Source organism: Streptomyces yangpuensis (genome assembly GCF_001005295.1).
Lineage (GTDB): Bacteria > Actinomycetota > Actinomycetes > Streptomycetales > Streptomycetaceae > Streptomyces > Streptomyces yangpuensis.
Genome location: NZ_LBMK01000002.1, coordinates 1,000,881 through 1,016,704, shown reverse-complemented (window position 1 = coordinate 1,016,704; position 15,824 = coordinate 1,000,881). Strand labels below are relative to the sequence as shown.

18 protein-coding genes are annotated in these 15,824 nt (G+C 72.5%); 5 read left to right on the top strand and 13 right to left on the bottom strand.

Translation table 11 applies throughout. From position 1 onward, the window contains the following. Window positions 1-55: 55 nt before the first annotated feature. Window positions 56-994 (top strand): CAP domain-containing protein, encoded by a 939-nt coding sequence (locus AAT21_RS09965; protein WP_046776309.1) that lies wholly within the window; start codon window positions 56-58, stop codon window positions 992-994. A 119-nt stretch (window positions 995-1,113) separates the two neighbouring features. Here the strand turns inward: AAT21_RS09965 and AAT21_RS09960 are convergent, their stop codons facing one another. After that, complete coding sequence (locus tag AAT21_RS09960; protein ID WP_046776308.1) at window positions 1,114-1,725, bottom strand: flavodoxin family protein; 612 nt, start codon at window positions 1,723-1,725, stop codon at window positions 1,114-1,116. 125 nt (window positions 1,726-1,850) lie between these two features. Here AAT21_RS09960 and AAT21_RS09955 point away from each other — a divergent pair, with 125 nt between their 5' ends. Continuing rightward, the gene (locus AAT21_RS09955; protein ID WP_046776307.1) at window positions 1,851-2,267 is read left to right on the top strand and encodes a winged helix-turn-helix transcriptional regulator; all 417 of its coding nucleotides are present in this window, start codon (window positions 1,851-1,853) and stop codon (window positions 2,265-2,267) included. Here the strand turns inward: AAT21_RS09955 and mutM are convergent. From mutM to AAT21_RS09910, 9 genes are all read right to left on the bottom strand, one after another. Further along, window positions 2,240-3,109 carry a bifunctional DNA-formamidopyrimidine glycosylase/DNA-(apurinic or apyrimidinic site) lyase gene (gene mutM, locus AAT21_RS09950; RefSeq protein WP_046776306.1) on the bottom strand — a complete coding sequence of 290 codons (870 nt, stop codon included), beginning with the start codon at window positions 3,107-3,109 and terminating at the stop codon, window positions 2,240-2,242. The two genes, AAT21_RS09955 and mutM, sit on opposite strands and share 28 nt — an antisense overlap. A 117-nt stretch (window positions 3,110-3,226) precedes the next feature. Beyond that, window positions 3,227-4,066, bottom strand: a complete 840-nt coding sequence (gene rnc, locus AAT21_RS09945) for a ribonuclease III (protein WP_046776305.1) — start codon at window positions 4,064-4,066, stop codon at window positions 3,227-3,229. Window positions 4,067-4,085: 19 nt separating this feature from the next. Further along, window positions 4,086-4,259, bottom strand: coding sequence for a 50S ribosomal protein L32 (gene rpmF, locus AAT21_RS09940; protein WP_003965982.1), 174 nt, complete (start codon window positions 4,257-4,259; stop codon window positions 4,086-4,088). Between the two features lie 2 nt (window positions 4,260-4,261). Further along, window positions 4,262-4,972: a YceD family protein gene (locus AAT21_RS09935; RefSeq protein WP_046776304.1), complete on the bottom strand. Its 711-nt coding sequence runs from the start codon at window positions 4,970-4,972 to the stop codon at window positions 4,262-4,264. Window positions 4,973-5,041: 69 nt separating this feature from the next. Continuing rightward, on the bottom strand, window positions 5,042-6,118 hold the full coding sequence (locus tag AAT21_RS09930; protein ID WP_046776303.1) for an ATP synthase F0 subunit B: 1,077 nt from the start codon (window positions 6,116-6,118) through the stop codon (window positions 5,042-5,044). 103 nt (window positions 6,119-6,221) lie between these two features. Further along, window positions 6,222-6,701 carry a pantetheine-phosphate adenylyltransferase gene (coaD, locus tag AAT21_RS09925; RefSeq protein WP_030958522.1) on the bottom strand — a complete coding sequence of 160 codons (480 nt, stop codon included), beginning with the start codon at window positions 6,699-6,701 and terminating at the stop codon, window positions 6,222-6,224. A gap of 14 nt (window positions 6,702-6,715) precedes the next feature. Continuing rightward, window positions 6,716-7,294 carry a 16S rRNA (guanine(966)-N(2))-methyltransferase RsmD gene (rsmD, locus tag AAT21_RS09920; protein ID WP_046776302.1) on the bottom strand — a complete coding sequence of 193 codons (579 nt, stop codon included), beginning with the start codon at window positions 7,292-7,294 and terminating at the stop codon, window positions 6,716-6,718. 73 nt (window positions 7,295-7,367) lie between these two features. Next, complete coding sequence (gene recG, locus AAT21_RS09915; protein WP_063838081.1) at window positions 7,368-9,572, bottom strand: ATP-dependent DNA helicase RecG; 2,205 nt, start codon at window positions 9,570-9,572, stop codon at window positions 7,368-7,370. 26 nt (window positions 9,573-9,598) lie between these two features. Further along, entirely contained in the window at window positions 9,599-11,281 is a 1,683-nt protein-coding gene (locus AAT21_RS09910) for a DAK2 domain-containing protein (RefSeq protein WP_046776301.1), read from the bottom strand. A 243-nt stretch (window positions 11,282-11,524) separates the two neighbouring features. Between AAT21_RS09910 and rpmB the strand changes: the two genes are divergently transcribed. After that, the gene (gene rpmB, locus AAT21_RS09905; protein ID WP_007266795.1) at window positions 11,525-11,710 is read left to right on the top strand and encodes a 50S ribosomal protein L28; all 186 of its coding nucleotides are present in this window, start codon (window positions 11,525-11,527) and stop codon (window positions 11,708-11,710) included. 103 nt (window positions 11,711-11,813) lie between these two features. On the opposite strand, the gene thiD is transcribed toward rpmB, so the two are convergent. Together thiD and AAT21_RS09895 are read right to left on the bottom strand one after the other, a co-directional pair. Beyond that, window positions 11,814-12,614 (bottom strand): bifunctional hydroxymethylpyrimidine kinase/phosphomethylpyrimidine kinase, encoded by an 801-nt coding sequence (thiD, locus tag AAT21_RS09900; RefSeq protein ID WP_046776300.1) that lies wholly within the window; start codon window positions 12,612-12,614, stop codon window positions 11,814-11,816. Further along, on the bottom strand, window positions 12,611-13,594 hold the full coding sequence (locus tag AAT21_RS09895; protein ID WP_046776299.1) for a thiamine-phosphate kinase: 984 nt from the start codon (window positions 13,592-13,594) through the stop codon (window positions 12,611-12,613). Before AAT21_RS09895 ends, thiD begins: the two co-directional genes overlap by 4 nt. 245 nt (window positions 13,595-13,839) lie before the next feature. On the opposite strand from AAT21_RS09895, the gene AAT21_RS09890 reads away from it, so the two are divergent. Together AAT21_RS09890 and AAT21_RS09885 are read left to right on the top strand one after the other, a co-directional pair. Next, entirely contained in the window at window positions 13,840-14,073 is a 234-nt protein-coding gene (locus AAT21_RS09890) for an Lrp/AsnC family transcriptional regulator (RefSeq protein WP_030028650.1), read from the top strand. A 23-nt stretch (window positions 14,074-14,096) separates the two neighbouring features. Continuing rightward, the gene (locus tag AAT21_RS09885; protein WP_046776298.1) at window positions 14,097-14,591 is read left to right on the top strand and encodes a DUF3515 domain-containing protein; all 495 of its coding nucleotides are present in this window, start codon (window positions 14,097-14,099) and stop codon (window positions 14,589-14,591) included. A gap of 69 nt (window positions 14,592-14,660) precedes the next feature. On the opposite strand, the gene AAT21_RS09880 is transcribed toward AAT21_RS09885, so the two are convergent. Next, entirely contained in the window at window positions 14,661-15,818 is a 1,158-nt protein-coding gene (locus AAT21_RS09880) for a D-alanine--D-alanine ligase family protein (RefSeq protein WP_046776297.1), read from the bottom strand. Between the last annotated feature and the right edge of the window lie 6 nt (window positions 15,819-15,824).

The window sequence follows — 15,824 nt, the reverse complement described above, 5'->3', positions numbered from 1 at the left end:
ACCCATTTGGGTGAGTAAGGGACGATCTTGCTCCGGTCAGGAAGGCACGACACCGATGGGACGTCACCGGCTCCCCACCCCGCCGCGCCGCGGCGGCATGCACGGCACCGCCCTGCGCACCGGCCTGCTCGGGGTCTCGGTCGCCGTCGCCCTCGGCACCGCCGCCGTCACCACCGGCATGGTCCCGGTCGGCGGCTCCTTCCCCTATGTGGGGGTGAGCGGCACGGACACGACCGTGAACGCCACCGCCTCGAAGGCCGCGGCCAAGGCCACCCCCACCCCCGACCCGCTGCTCCAGCGGCAGGGCGGCCTCGCTAGCCTGTCGGGCCATGCCCCGGCGACGACCGGCGCGCCCTCCGCCCCGGCGACCCCGTCGGGCTCCCCTTCACCGTCGGCCTCCCCCACGCCGTCCGCTTCGCCGACCCCCTCCGCGTCCCAGGCGCCGAAGGCATCGCCCAGCGCCACGCCGCCCGCGGCGCCGAGCCCCGTTCGCAAGACCCCGGCCGCGCCGGTCCCCTCCCCCGAGGCGCCGAAGAAGACCCAGGCCCCGGCACCCACCGAGCCGGCCCCGGCGCCGAGCCCCACCGCCGCCGCGACCCGGCCGAGCCTGGACGGGCACTCCGCGGAGGAGGACGCCGTGGTCGCCCTGGTGAACCAGGAGCGCGCCCAGGCGGGCTGCGGGCCGGTCCGCGCCAACCCGCCGCTGGCTGCGCTGGCCGGCGCCTTCAGCAAGGACATGGCCACCCGCGGCTTCTTCGGCCACGACGACCCCGACGGGAACACCCCCTGGGACCGCGCCGCCCAGGCCGGCCTCTCGGGCCTCGGCGGCGAGAACATCGCCCGCGGCCAGGGCGACGCCGATGCCGTGATGAAGGCCTGGATGAACAGCCCGGGCCACAAGGCCAACATCCTCAACTGTGAGTTCCGCACCCTGGGCGTCGGCGCGCACTTCGCCGCCGGCGGCCCCTGGTGGACCCAGGACTTCGGCTTCTGACACACCCCGCCGCGGGCCGGGCCGCCGGCCGCGGCGTGGAACGCCCGGAAGGGGCCGGGTCGCGGACCCGGCCCCTTCCCCTGTTGCGCCGGGCATCGCCGGGCGGCAGGCGCGAGACGTCAGACGGTGGCGGCCGCCAGGGTCGCGCGGCCCGCGACGACGACGCGGGTGTGCTCGGCCACGCGGCGGCCCAGGTGCTCCGCCGTCGCGATGTCGGCCTTGTGGACCGCGTCCGCACCCTCGTCGGAGTTGGACTGGGCGGCGGCGCCGGAGAAGAAGCCCAGGCGGTTGAGGTCGTTCTCGGAGCCCGTGCTGGAGTTCCAGCCCGGCTTCAGGCCCAGGTTGACCCAGTTCATGCCGTGCTGCGCGGCCAGGACCTGGAAGAACTGCAGCGTGTGCAGCTTGTCGCCGCTCTTCGAGGCGGAGTTGGTGAAGCCGGCCGCGATCTTGTCCTGCCAGGCGTCGCCGAACCAGCGCTTCGAGGAGGCCTCGGCGAAGACATGGAAGGCGCCCGAGGCGGTGCCCATGTACGTCGGGGAGCCGAAGACGATCGCGTCGGACGCGTCGAGCAGCTCCCACTGCGCGTCGTCGATCTCGTCGACCTTGATGAGGTGGACGGTCGCCCCGGCGTCCACGGCGCCACTGCGGACCGCCTCCGCGACAACGGCAGTGTGGCCGTAGCCGGAGTGGTAGGCGATCGAGACGACGGGGGTGTGCGTGCTACCGGACAAGGCTGATCTCTCCCTCGGAAAGGCTCCCGTCGCGGCACGGGGCGTGCTGCGACGAGAAAAGAGAACCACTAACTTTTAGAAAGCGCAACCTGCGAGTTAGCGCTGCCCGGGAGTACGCTTGTTCCATGGAGACCCCCGCCTGTACCGAAGCCGAAGCCCACGAGTCCGAGTCCGAGCAGCCGTTCGACGTCTTCGCCCGGGCCTGCCCGTCCCGCGAGACGCTGGAGCACGTCACCGGCCGCTGGGGCAGTCTCACCGTGGGCGCACTGCGCGAGGGCCCGTGCCGGTTCAACGAGCTGCGCCGCCGGGTGGAGGGCGTGAGCGAGAAGATGCTCTCCCAGACGCTGCACGCGCTGGAGCGCGACGGCATAGTCAACCGCGAGGCGCAGCCCACCAACCCGCCGCGCGTCGACTACGAACTGACCCCTCTCGGCATCGAGGTCGCGGACCGGCTCCTCGCCCTGATCCACCACCTGGAGGGGAACATGTCGGCGGTCCTGACCGCCCGGGCGACCTACGACGAAACGCGCGGCGGCCGCTGACAGCGCGGGCAGAAGTAGCTCGACCTGTTCATCCACGGCCGGCGGCGCACCGGCGTGCCGCAGCGCCGGCAGGGCTCGTCCTCACGCCCGTAGGCGTCGAGTGACCGATCGAAGTAGCCCGACTCCCCGTTCACGTTGACGTACAGGCTGTCGAAGCTCGTCCCGCCCACGGCGAGGGCCGCGTTCATGACGTCCCGGACATGGCCGAGGAGTTCCGCGCTCCGGGGGCGCGTGAGGTTGGCCGTGGGGCGCTCGTAGTGCAGCCTGGCGCGCCACAGCGCCTCGTCGGCGTAGATGTTGCCGACCCCGCTGATCAGGGACTGGTCGAGCAGGGCCCGCTTGACGGTGGTCCGCTTGGCGCGCAGCGCCAGGTGGTAGGCCGTCTCGTCGAACAGCGGATCCAGGGGGTCCCGCGCGATGTGCGCGATGACGTCGGGCAGGCCCTCGGCGCTGTCGGCGACGGTCTCGTGCAGCGAGAGCCCGCCGAAGGTCCGCTGGTCCACGAAGCGCAGCTCCGTCCCGGCGTCGTCCTCGAAGCGCACCCGGATCCGCAGGTGCTTCTCGTCGGCGGCGCCCTCGGGCTGCACCAGCAGCTGCCCGCTCATGCCCAGGTGCCCGAGCACCGACAGGTCCCGTCCCGCCAGGGGCAGCCACAGGTACTTGCCGCGGCGCTGCGGCACCCCGAGGGTCTCGCCCCGCAGCCGCGCCGCGAAGTCGGCCCCGCCGCCCGGATGGCGCCGCACCGCACGCGGGTGCAGGACCTCGACGGCCTCGACGGTCCGTCCGGCCACCCAGCGCTCCAGCCCCCGCCGTACGACTTCGACTTCGGGCAGCTCGGGCACGGGATTACCTCCGTCGGGGGCGGATCTGACGCTGCCGTGAGCGTACCGGCCGCCCGGGAACGACAACGCCCGCCCCTGCGCTGCGGGGGCGGGCGATGGTGTACGCGAGAAGGAAGGTCAGGCGTCCGGAGCCGGATCGGCGGGCGTCGGCACCCCGCCGTCCGCGGCCTCGGCCGAAACCGGGACCTGCGCCGGAGCGGCGGCCGCAGCCGCCGCAGTCCGCTCGTCCGCCGCGGCGCGGATCCCGCGCCAGGCAGACTCCGCGGCCTGCTGTTCCGCTTCCTTCTTGCTGCGGCCGGTGCCGGTGCCGTACGAGACACCACCGACGCGGGCGGCAGCGGTGAAGGTCTTCTCGTGGTCCGGACCGGTCTCGGTGACCAGGTATTCCGGTACGCCAAGACCTTCGGCCGCCGTGAGCTCCTGGAGACTGGTCTTCCAGTCCAGGCCGGCCCCGAGGTTCGAGGACTTCTCGATGAGCGGGTCGAAGAGCCGGTGGACCAGCTCCGAGGCCGCGTCGAGGCCCTGGTCGAGGTAGACCGCGCCGATGACCGCTTCAAGGGTGTCGGCGAGGATGGAGGCCTTGTCCCGGCCGCCCGTGCCCTCTTCGCCCCGGCCGAGCCGGATGAAGGAGCCCAGGTCGAGGCCGCGCCCGACCTCCGCCAGTGCACGCGAGTTGACCACCGCGGCCCGAAGCTTGGCCAGCTGGCCTTCGGGGAGGTCCGGGTGGGTCGTGTACAGCGTGTCCGTGACCACCAGGCCCAGCACGGAGTCCCCGAGGAACTCCAGGCGTTCGTTGGTGGGCAGACCGCCGTTCTCGTACGCGTACGAGCGGTGGGTCAGCGCACGCACCAGAAGGGCGGACTCGAGTCGGTACCCGAGCCGCCCTTCCAGAAGCGTGTGGGACGAGGCCGCGTTGTTACTGTCTGCCTGCTTCTCAGCGTTGGACAGCTCAGACATTGCGCCTCTCACCAGCCGCTCAGACCTCGAGGACCTGGCGCTTGTTGTAGGTGCCGCAGCTCGGGCACGCGATGTGCTGGAGCTTCGGCTCCTGGCAACGCTCACACGAAACCAGGGTGGGGACCGCAGCCTTCCACTGCGACCGGCGGTGGCGCGTGTTGCTGCGCGACATCTTCCGCTTCGGAACAGCCACGGCTACTTCTCCTGCTTCTCGGCGGCGCTCTGAACGTCGTCAGATGCAGTGCCGCTCATGTTGTCCTTCTCGTCGTCCTGATCGGTCACGACGAGTTCCTGCAATGCCGCCCACCGGATGTCGACGGCGTCGTGGTGGTGGTCCGGGTCGTCGTTGAGGCTGACCCCGCAATCGGGGCACAGTCCCAGACAGTCCTCCCGGCACACCGGCTGCATCGGCAGTGCGAGCACCACCGCATCACGCAGCACGGGTTCGAGGTCGAACAATCCGTCCTCGAGGAAGAGCGTGTCCTCGTCGTCCTCGGCGTCGTCGGCCGGCTCCGCCTTTGCGCGGCCCCGGTCGTCGGCGTCAGGGTACGAGAACATCTCCTGGAAGTCCGCCTTGAGCTCACGCTCGACGGCCTCCAGACACCTTACGCACTCCCCCGCCGCCGATGCACGGACGGTGCCTGTGACAAGCACCCCTTCCATGACCGACTCGAGGCGGAGGTTGAGCTTCAGCGGCGCGCCTTGCGGCACTCCGATGACGTCGACGAGACCGAAGTCCGCCGGCGCCGGGATCTCGCGGGACAGCCGCTGCATGGCACCAGGACGCCGGCCCAGCTCGTGCGTGTCGAACACGAGGGGGTTGCGGTGGTCGAGGCGGGTGTTCAGGGCTGTTCCTGCTTTCACAGATCGCTGAAGATCAAAGATTCCGCCGCTGAAGGGCAGCATGGATCGCGACGCATACGCGCGACCGAAGAGCCAGGATACCCGGCGCTTGGCCCTGAGCCCAATCCGGCCCTAGCGACCCTGTTCGTACTGGCGCAGCTGGTCCAGGTTGATCATGCTCGTGTCGAAGAAGCTGGTCTCGTCGAGCGAGGGCTGCTGCGCCTGCTGCTGGTGCGGGGCCTGCTGCGGCTGCTGGTAGGCCGCGTACGGGTCGGGCTGCTGCGCGTCATAGTGCGCGGCGTAAGCCGCTCCGGTGGAGCCGGTGCTCGCACCGGAGTACGGGTCCGGCTGCTGCTGGTAGCCCCCGTACGGGTCCTGGTAGCCGTACGCGTCCTGCTGCTGGGCGGCGGGCTGCTGGTAGCCGTACGCGTCGTACACGGGCTCGGCCCGGGCCGGGACCGGCGGCTGTACGTGCGCGGGCTCCGGTTCCGCGAGGCCCGCCAGGAAGTCCGCGTCGCTCGCCGAGCGGGAGGGCCGGCCGTCCGCGTCCTGGGCCGCCATGAGCACGCCCAGCTCGTCCGTCGGGACCCGGCCGAGCAGCTTCTGGCGGCCGCGGCCCACGGCCTCCAGAGTCTTGGAGAGCACCGCCTCGAAGGTGGCGAGCTTGGTGTCCACGTAGGCGTCCGCCTGCTGCCGCTGCGTCTCGGGGTCGTGGCTGCGCTCGGGGGCGTCCGCGTCCGGGTAGCCGTCCTCGTCCAGGCCCGGGCCGCGGCCCAGCAGCTTCTCCCGGCCCCGGTCGACCGAGCCGATCGTCTTGGTCAGCACGACCTCGAAGTTCGCGAGCTTGCTGTCGACGTAGTCGTCGGCCTCGGCCCGGATCTGCTCGGCCTCCCGGCGGGCCTCCTCCAGGATCCGGTCCGCCTCGGCCTGGGAGCGCCGCGCGATCTCGGTCTCGGCGATCAGCGAACCGCGCTGGCCGTGCGCGGCGTCGATGATCCGCTCCGCCTCCCGGCGGGCGTCCTCGACCATCTGCTCGCGGCCGCCGATGAGCTCCTGCGCCTGCGCGAGGGAGCCGGGGAGCGCCTGGCGGACCTCTTCCAGCTGGGCGAGCAGCTCGGCGCGGTTGATCACGCAGGAGGCCGACATGGGCATGGAGCGGGCGCCGCCGACGGCCGCGACGATCTCGTCGAGCTTCTTCTGCACGTCCATGGGGGCTCGCACTCTCTCGGCCTCGGGCGGTTCCTGAGACGGACGGGTCGACTGTACGGCCACCGGGCGGGCCCCCGACACTGCCTGACGGATCGTCAGGCGGTCAGCGGTCGCGCAGCCGCTCCAGGAGCGCCGCGTGGACGTGCGCCGGCAGCAGGTGGGCGACGTCGCCGCCCCAGGCCGCGACCTCCTTGACCAGCGAGGAGGACAGGAAGCTGTAGGTGGGGATGGTCGGGACGAACAGCGTCTCGACGCCCGACAGGCCCAGGTTCATCTGGGCCATCTGCAGCTCGTAGTCGAAGTCGCTGACCGCGCGCAGGCCCTTGACGATGGCCGGGATGTCCCGCTGCTTGCAGAAGTCGACGAGCAGTCCGCGGAAGGACTCGACCTGGACGTTGCCGTAGTCGGCCGTGGCCTCGCGGATCAGCTCGATCCGCTCCTCGACGGTGAACAGGCCCTGCTTCGACTCGTTGATCCCGACGGCCACGTGCACGACGTCGTACAGCCTGGAGGCGCGTCCGATGATGTCGAGGTGTCCGTTGTGGATGGGGTCGAAGGACCCCGGACAGACGGCGCGGCGCAACTGAACTCCCTCGTTCATGAGTCTTCGCAGGTGTTGGCGGCGCGGCCGTACCAAAGAGTGCCCTCGCCGTACTTCCGCGACCGGAGCGGCTCGAAGCCCTCGGGCCACGGGAAGGCGCCGCTCCTGGTGCTGCGCTCCACGGTGACGAGCGCGTCGTCCGTGATCCAGCCATTGGACCGGAGTGTGAGGAGGATCTCGCGCAGGTCGGCGCTGTCCAGGGCGTACGGCGGGTCCAGGAAGACGACGTCGTACGGCTCCCCGCCGGCGCGGGCCGCCACGATCTGCTCGGCCTTGCCGGCCCGGAATTCGGCGCCGGGCAGGCCCAGCGTCCTGATGTTGTCCCGGATCGCCTTGGCGGCCTTGGGGTCCGCCTCCACCAGGAGGGCGTGGTCCGCACCCCGGGAGAGGGCCTCCAGGCCGACGGCGCCGGAGCCGCCGTACAGGTCGAGCACCCGGGCGCCTTCGACCCCGTGCAGCGACTCCCAGGTGGAGAAGAGGCCTTCGCGCATCCGGTCCGAGGTCGGGCGGGTGCCGGTGCCGGGGGGCACGGCCAGCCGTCGCCCGCCGGCACTGCCGGCGATCACGCGGGTCATCTGGGGTCCTTCGGTACGGCGGTAGGGGGCGCGCGGCGGTCCGCCGCGGCACTCCAACGATAGGTCGTGCCGGTCAGCCCTTCTCCAGGTACTGCTCGCGCTCGGTGTCGAGCAGGGCGTCCAGGGCGGTCCGCAGGCCCGGCAGCCGCTCCAGCGCCGGGTCCTCGGCGACCACGCGGGTGGCCTCCTCCCGGGCCTGTGCGATGACCTCCTCGTCCTCGATGACGGCGAGCATGCGCAGCGAGGAGCGCACTCCGGACTGGGCCTGGCCCAGGACGTCGCCCTCGCGGCGCTGTTCGAGGTCGATCCGGGAGAGCTCGAAGCCGTCCAGGGTGGCGGCGACGGCGGCCAGCCGGGCCCGGGCGGGGCTCGCCTCGTGCATCTCGCTGACGAGCAGGCACAGGCCCGGGGCGGAGCCGCGGCCGACCCGGCCGCGCAGCTGGTGGAGCTGGGAGACGCCGAACCGGTCCGCGTCCATGATCACCATGACGGTGGAGTTCGGGACGTTCACACCGACCTCGATGACGGTGGTGGCGACCAGCACCTTGACCTCGCCCGCCGTGAAGCGCCGCATGACGTCGTCCTTGTCGGCCGGGTCCATCCGGCCGTGCAGCACCTCGACGCTCAGCCCGGCGAGCGGTCCGCGCGCGAGCTGTTCGGCCACCTCCAGGACCGCGAGCGGGGGCCGCTTGTCGGGGTCGTCCGCGGCGGCGGCCTTCTTCTTGGCGTTCTTGGGGTCGTCCTCCCCGTCGCCGATGCGCGGGCAGACCACATACGCCTGGTGGCCCTTCTCGACCTCCTCGCGGACCCGCTCCCAGGCCCGGGCGAGGAAGTGCGGCTTGTCCTTGGCCGGCACCACGTGGGTGGCGATCGGCGAGCGCCCGGCGGGCAGCTGGTCGAGGACGGAGGTCTCCAGGTCGCCGAAGACGGTCATGGCGACGGTGCGCGGGATCGGGGTGGCGGTCATCACCAGCAGGTGCGGGGGCTGCTTGCCCTTGGACCGGAGCGCGTCGCGCTGTTCCACGCCGAACCGGTGCTGTTCGTCGACGACGACCAGGCCGAGGTCGTGGAACTGCACCTTGTCCTCGATCAGGGCGTGCGTGCCGATGACGATCCCGGCCTCGCCGGTGACCAGGTCGAGCAGGGCCTGGCGGCGGGCCGGCATCCCCATCGACCCGGTGAGCAGCACGACCTTGGTGCCCTGGTCGGAGCCGCCGAGCATGCCGCCCTCGGCCAGTTCGCCCATCATCTCGACGACGGAGCGATGGTGCTGCTGGGCGAGCACCTCGGTGGGCGCGAGCATCGCCGCCTGCCCCCCGGAGCCGACGACGGCCAGCATGGCCCGCAGGGCCACCAGGGTCTTACCGCTTCCGACCTCGCCCTGGAGGAGGCGGTGCATGGGGTGGCTGGTGGCGAGGTCGTCGAAGATCTCCTTCGAGACCTTCTGCTGGCCCTCGGTGAGGGTGAAGGGGAGTTCGGCGTCGAAGGAGTCGAGCAGGCCGCCGGGGGCGGGGCGGCGCGGGACGGCCGGGAGCTGCGCGTCGGCGTGGCGGCGGCGGGCCAGGGCGACCTGGAGGACGAAGGCCTCGTCCCACTTCAGGCGTTGTCGGGCGTCCTCGATGTCGGCCTTGGTGGCCGGCCGGTGGATCTTCAGCAGGGCTTCGGTGAGCGGCACCAGTCCGCGGCCCTCGCGCAGGGCGGGCGGCAGCGGGTCCACCGCCTCCTGGGCGCTGGGCAGTACGGCGTCCACACACTTGGCGATCTTCCAGGACTCCAGCTTCGCGCAGGCCGGGTAGATCGGGATCAGCTGGTTGGCGAAGGCGGTGGCGGCGTCCCGGTCGGAGGCGTCCGCGCCGAGCGGTTCGTACGCCGGGTGCGCGAGCTGGAGCTTGTGGTTGAACCTGGAGACCTTGCCGGCGAACATCGCGCGGCTGCCGGGCAGCAGCTCCTTGTGGGGCTTGTGGACACCGGCTCCGAAGAAGACCAGCTGGAGCCGGCCGCTGCCGTCGGTGATGGTGACCTCCAGCCGCTTGCCCCGGCCTCCGTTGAAGGTCAGGACCCGGGCGTCGGCGACCTGTGCGACGACGGTCACGTGCTCGTCGATCTGGTCGGCGAGCTCGGCCAGCGAGGTCAGCTCGCCGCGCTCGGCGTACCGCCTCGGGTAGTGGTGGAGCAGGTCCAGGGCCGTGTGCAGGCCGAGCTGCTCGGCCAGCACCTTGGCGGTGGCGGGTCCGAGCGTCTTCTTGAGGTCTTCGTCGAGCGCGGGCACGTGTTCCATTGCACACCATGGCGCTGACAAGGCCGCTATTCCACCCCGATGAGGAGCGGCGCCGAGTACCGGCCGCCGCGGTAGGTGACGGTGTCCACCGCCAGGTGGCCGGACTGTACGTAGCCCTCCAGGTGTTCGGCGACGCCGTCCGGCACCTCGGGTCCGAGGACCAGGGTGACGAGTTCGCCGCCGGAGCCCAGCATCCGGTCCAGGACGGCCTCGGCGGTCTCGGCCAGGCCCGCGCCGATCACGGCGACGTCGCCGTCGATGAGGCCGAGCACGTCGCCGGCCTGGCAGATGCCGGCCGAGGTGAAGGACTGGCGTTCGGCGACGGCCAGTTCCCCGTACCGGGTGGCGCCGGCGGCGGCGGTCATGGCCACCACGTCCTCGTCGAAGCTGCCGTCCGGGTCGTGCACGGCGAGCGCGGCCAGGCCCTGGACCGCGGAGCGGGTGGGGATCACGGCCATGCGTACGCCCTCGGCGCGGGCCTGCTCGGCGGCCGCGGCCGCCGCCGCGCGCAGTTCGGCGCCGCCCGGCAGGAGCACCACCTCGCGGGCGTGGGCGCGTCGGACGGCGTCGAGGAGTTCGGCGGTGGCCGGAACCTCTCCGGGGCGCACCAGCACGGTGGTCGCGCCCGCCTCGGCGCACAGGCCCGCCAGTCCCTCGCCGGGGACGACGGCGACGACGGCCCGCTGGGCGCGCTCGGCGCGGCCCCGCCGGCGCTCGTCGCCGAAGTGCGTGATCCGTATCCGGTACGGCCGCCCGGCGACCACGCCCGCCTCCACGGCCGCGCCGGGGTCGTCGACGTGGACGTGGACGTTCCACAGTCCGTCGCCGCCGACCACGACCAGGGAGTCGCCGAGTCCGTCGAGGGTGGCGCGCAGTTCCGCGACCGCCGTCTCCGAGGCCTCCAGCAGGTAGATCACCTCGTACGCGGGCCCGTCCTCGTCCTGCTCGCAGGGGTCGGCCGGCCGCGGTGCGGGCGTCGTCGTCCGGCCGGCCCCCGCGAGCGGTCCGGCGGCCGGCTCCTGGCCGGACAGCGTCTGCCAGAGGGCGCCCAGAACGGCGACCAGCCCGCAGCCGCCGGCGTCGACCACCCCGGCCCGGCCCAGCACGGCGAGCTGTCCGGGGGTGTCGGCGAGTGCGGCGCGGGCGCCGTCGTAGGCCGCGCGGGCCACGTCCACCGCGGTGCCGGCGGCCGCCGAGGCCGCTTCGCCGGCCCGCGCGGCGGCGCCCGCGACGGTGAGCATGGTGCCCTCCACGGGGTGGGCGACGGCGGCGTACGCCTCCTCCGCGGCCCGGGTGAGGGCGTGGGCCAGCAGCCCGCCGGGGCCGGCCCGGCGGCCCTCGTGCTCGGCGCCGAGCACGTCGGCCACTCCGCGCAGCAGCTGGGCGAGGATGGTTCCGGAGTTCCCGCGGGCGCCGACGAGTGCGCCGTGCGCCCAGGCCCGTACGGCCTCGGACAGTGAGGTGGGTGCGGGGGTCCCCGCGGCGTCGGCGGCGCTGACGAAGGCCTCGGCCAGGGCGCGGTCGGCCGACTCGGCGGTGAGGTAGAGGTTGGTGCCGGTGTCCGCGTCGGCGACCGGGTAGACGTTGATCGCGTCGATGTCCTCGCGGGCCCGGCCCAGCGCGGCCAGGGCGAGCGAGCTCCAGGTGCGCACGGCCTCGGCGTCGAGCTCGTCGGCGGGCTGCGGCTGCGGCTGCGGCTCGTGCGGCACCGGGCGTTCCTCCTTGTGCGGGCCAGGGTTCACCGCAGGGTAACGAAGGACCGCGCGCCCGGGGTCCGGACCGCGGGGCGGGGTCGCCGGCCGCCATGGTAGTTTTCTTGGACGGGCGCAGTCGTTGTATGCTGCTCCGGTTGCCCGATGAGAGTCGGGTCTTTTCCCCGGCAAACCACTTCAGACCTCTGATCCGGTGCGCCGGATTCACTGTAATTGCATCTGAAGTCTTTGGAGTGACCTGTGGCTGCCAACTGCGACGTTTGCGCCAAGGGGCCGAGCTTCGGCAACAACATCTCCCACTCGCACCGCCGCACCTCGCGTCGCTGGAACCCGAACATCCAGCGCGTCCGTGCCGTGGTCAATGGGACGCCGAAGCGCCTCAACGCCTGCACCTCGTGCATCAAGGCCGGCAAGGTCTCGCGCTGACGCCCGTCGTAGCGCAGCCCCTTCCGGTTGCCAAGAAGGCCGGTCCACCTCTGGTGGACCGGCCTTTTGCCTTGTCCGGGGGATCCCGGCGGGCGGGGCGGGGTCAGCGCAGCCGCCAGGCGTGATCCACCGGGCCGATGCCCCCGCCGAGTGCGAAGCCGGCGGCGATGCCGCCCGTCACGTACTCCTTGGCGGCCGTGACGGCCTCCGGGACGGCGAGGCCCTTGGCCAGTCCGGCCGCGATCGCGCTGGCGAGGGTGCAGCCGGTGCCGTGGGTGTGCCGGTTGGAGTGGCGCGGGGCGCGCAGCCAGCGTTCCTCGGTGCCGTCGGTGAGCAGGTCCACGGCCTCGCTGCCGTGCGCCGCGAGGTGCCCGCCCTTGATGAGCGCCCAGCGGGGGCCGTGGCCGAGGATCGCATCGGCGGCCCGCCGCATGTCGTCCTCGGACTGCACGGCGATGCCGGTGAGCTGGGCGACCTCGTCGAGGTTGGGTGTGGCCACGGTGGCCCGCGGCAGCAGTTCACCGCGTACGGCGTCCAGCGCGGAGGCGGCGAGCAGCGCGTCCCCGTGCTTGGAGACGCCGACGGGGTCCACGACGGCCGGGGCCGCGGTGTCGGCCAGCAGCGCGGCCACGGTCTCGACCAGGGCGGCGGAGGAGAGCATGCCGGTCTTCACGGCGTGCACGCCTATGTCGTCCACGACGGCCCGGTACTGGGCCGTGACGGCCTCGGCGGGCAGCTCCCAGGCTCCCCGTACCCCGAGGGAGTTCTGGGCGGTCACAGCGGTCACCACGCTCATGCCGTGGACGCCGAGGGCCAGCATGGTCTTGAGGTCGGCCTGGATGCCCGCGCCGCCGCCGGAGTCCGATCCGGCGACGGTCAGGCACAGCGGCGGTGCCGTGGTCACAGCGTGCCGTCCTGGGAGGCCGGGTCGGCCCCGAAGTGGTCCCAGCCGCCGGTGCTGGTCCAGGGCGCGCCGTCGACGGTCACCTGGGGCAGCGCGGAGCGGTTGAGCACCTCGCCGATGACCTTCCAGCGGGCGGGGAGCTTCACGTCGGGCGGGAAGGTCGCCACGATCGCGTGGTCCTCTCCCCCGGTGAGGACCCACTGGAGCGGGTCCACGCCGACGGCCTGCCCGATGTCGTGCATCTGGGTCGGGATGTCGACGGCGGCCGAGCGGAGGTCGATGCGGACCTTGCTGGCCTCGGCGATGTGCCCGAGGTCCGCGATCAGGCCGTCGCTGACGTCGGTCATGGCGCTGGCGCCAAGGCCGGCGGCCGCAGGTCCGGCGTGGTACGGCGGTTCGGGGCGCCGGTGGGCCTCCACGAACGCCCGCGGGGAGCGGAAGCCGCGCGAGAGCACGGCGAAGCCGGCCGCGGACCAGCCGAGCCAGCCGGTGACGGCGACGACGTCGCCGGGCTGGGCCCCGGAACGCAGGACGGGCTCGTGGTTGCGCAGGTCACCGAGGGCGGTGATGGAGACGGTGATGGTGTCTCCGCGGACCACGTCCCCGCCGACCACGGCCGCGCCGGCGACCTGGCACTCGTCGCGGATGCCGTCCATCAGCTCGGTGGGCCAGGTGACCGGGAGTTCGGCGGGTACGACGAGGCCGAGGAGCAGCGCGGTCGGCACCGCCCCCATGGCCGCGATGTCCGCGAGGTTCTGCGCGGCGGCCTTGCGGCCGACGTCGTAGGCCGTGGACCAGTCGCGCCGGAAGTGCCGGCCCTCCAGCAGGATGTCGGTGCTCGCCACGACCCGCCGGTCGGGGGCCGAGACGACCGCCGCGTCGTCGCCGGGTCCGAGACGGACCGCCGGGGTGGTGGTGAGTCGTGAGGTGAGCTCCCTGATCAGCCCGAACTCCCCCAGCTCGCCGACAGTGCCCTTCATCCCTGTGCCCCTTCTTGCCCAGTCCGCTTGCGGTCGCGAGCCGTCACAGCTCTGGGTACCGTCAACAGATACGTCAACTTCTGCTCTCCGTACGCCCCGCTGTGCGTGGCGCCGGGCCCGCAGGTCTCCCCGTGGCGCACGGCGACGCGGTACCGTGGCGTCCCTTCTTCCCCCGGCCCTGTCCATCGTGTGGGGTTCACCCGAAGGTTAGGGGAAATGATCCTCGTGGCCGCCCTGGAGGTTCCGTGGTACAGGCGTACATCCTCATTCAGACCGAGGTGGGCAAGGCGTCGTTCGTCGCCGAGTCCATCGGCCAGATCCCGGGGGTGATCCAGGCCGAGGACGTGACAGGTCCGTACGACGTGATCGTGCGCGCCCAGGCCGACACCGTGGACGAGCTCGGCCGCATGGTCGTCGCCAAGGTCCAGCAGGTGGAGGGGATCACCCGCACCCTGACCTGCCCGGTGGTCCATCTGTAGCCCCCGTCTACTCTTGGCCGGTGATGTCCCTCCACCACCGGCCCCTCCGTGTCCTGGCCGTGCCCGTCGCCCTGGCCGTGCCCGCCGCCCTGGCGGCGTGCTCCCCGGGCGGTTCTGAGGCCCGGGTGGAGCCTCCCCCCACGCCGCCGGGCAATGTCGCGGGGTTCTGTGCGGCACTGCACAAGGAGCTCCCGGAGACGGTGGCCGGCCTGGCACGGACCCGGACCGAACCGGAGTCCGGCCTGACCGCCTCGTGGGGCGGCTCGGCGATCGTACTGCGGTGCGGTATCCCCAGGCCCCCCGAGATGCTGGATCCGAACCAGGGGGGCGTCGAGGTGAACGGCGTGTCCTGGCTGCTGGAGAAGCGTGGCGACGGCGGATTCCGTTTCACCACCGGGATGCGGCTGGCTTACACGGAGGTCCTGGTCGACAAGGAGCATGCCACGGACGCGGGGATGCTCGTCGGTCTGTCCACGGCGATCGCCGCGACCGTGCCCGCGGGCATCGCCTCCTACTGAGCTCCGGCACACCGCCGCCCGCCGCCCGCCCCCGTGCGGGGCGGCCGGCGGGCGGCGGTGTGCCTGCTGCTAGCGCAGCCCGGTGGAACGGCGCAGGGCCGCCTGGATCAGGCGATCCACCAGCTCCGGGTACGCGATGCCGGTCTTCTCCCACATCAGCGGGTACATCGAGATCGGCGTGAAACCGGGCATCGTGTTGATCTCGTTGATGACGAACTCGCCGTCCTCGGTGAGGAAGAAGTCGGCGCGCACGAGGCCCTCGCAGGACGCGGCCTCGAAGGCCTCGATCGCGAGCCGCTGCACCTCGGCGGTCTGCTCCGGGGTGAGCGGGGCGGGCACGATCCCGGAGGCGGAGTCGATGTACTTCGCCTCGAAGTCGTAGAAGTCGTGGCTGGACACCGGCGGGATCTCGGCGGGCACGCTGGCCCGCGGCCCGTCCTCGAACTCCAGGACGCCGCACTCGATCTCGCGGCCACGCAGCAGCGCCTCCACGATGATCTTCGGGTCGTGGCGGCGGGCCTCCTTGACGGCGGCCTCCAGGCCGGAGGCGTCGTCGACCTTGGTGATGCCGATCGAGGAGCCGGCCCGGGCGGGCTTCACGAAGAGCGGCCAGCCGTGCTCGGCGGCGAAGTCCAGGATCCGGGCCGTGGCGGCGTCCCGGTCGGCCTCCCACTCACGGGGACGGATGGTCACGTACGGGCCGACGCTCAGCCCGAAGGACGTGAACACCCGCTTCATGTAGTCCTTGTCCTGCCCGACGGCCGAGGCGAGGACGCCCGAGCCGACGTACGGGATGCCGGAGAGCTCCAGAAGGCCCTGGAGGGTGCCGTCCTCGCCGTAGGGGCCGTGCAGCACGGGGAAGACGACGTCGACCTCGCCCAGGGCCTTCGGGACGGCGCCCGGCTCGGTGTAGACGACCTGGCGGCTGGCCGGGTCGACCGAGAGGACGACGGCGCCGTCCTCGGACTCGGCGAGCTCCTCGACGCTCGGGAGCCTGCGGTCTGCGATGGCCATCCGCGCGGGCTCGTCGGCGGTCAGCGCCCACCGGCCGTCCGTGGTGATGCCGATGGGCAGCACCTCGTACTTGGACCGGTCGATGGAGCGCAGGACGGCGCCCGCCGTGACGACCGAGATGGCGTGTTCCGAGCTGCGGCCGCCGAACACGACGGCCACGCGGGGCTTACGGCCCTGCTGCTCAGGGGTCTGGGGGAGGTTCTCGCTGCTCATATCGGC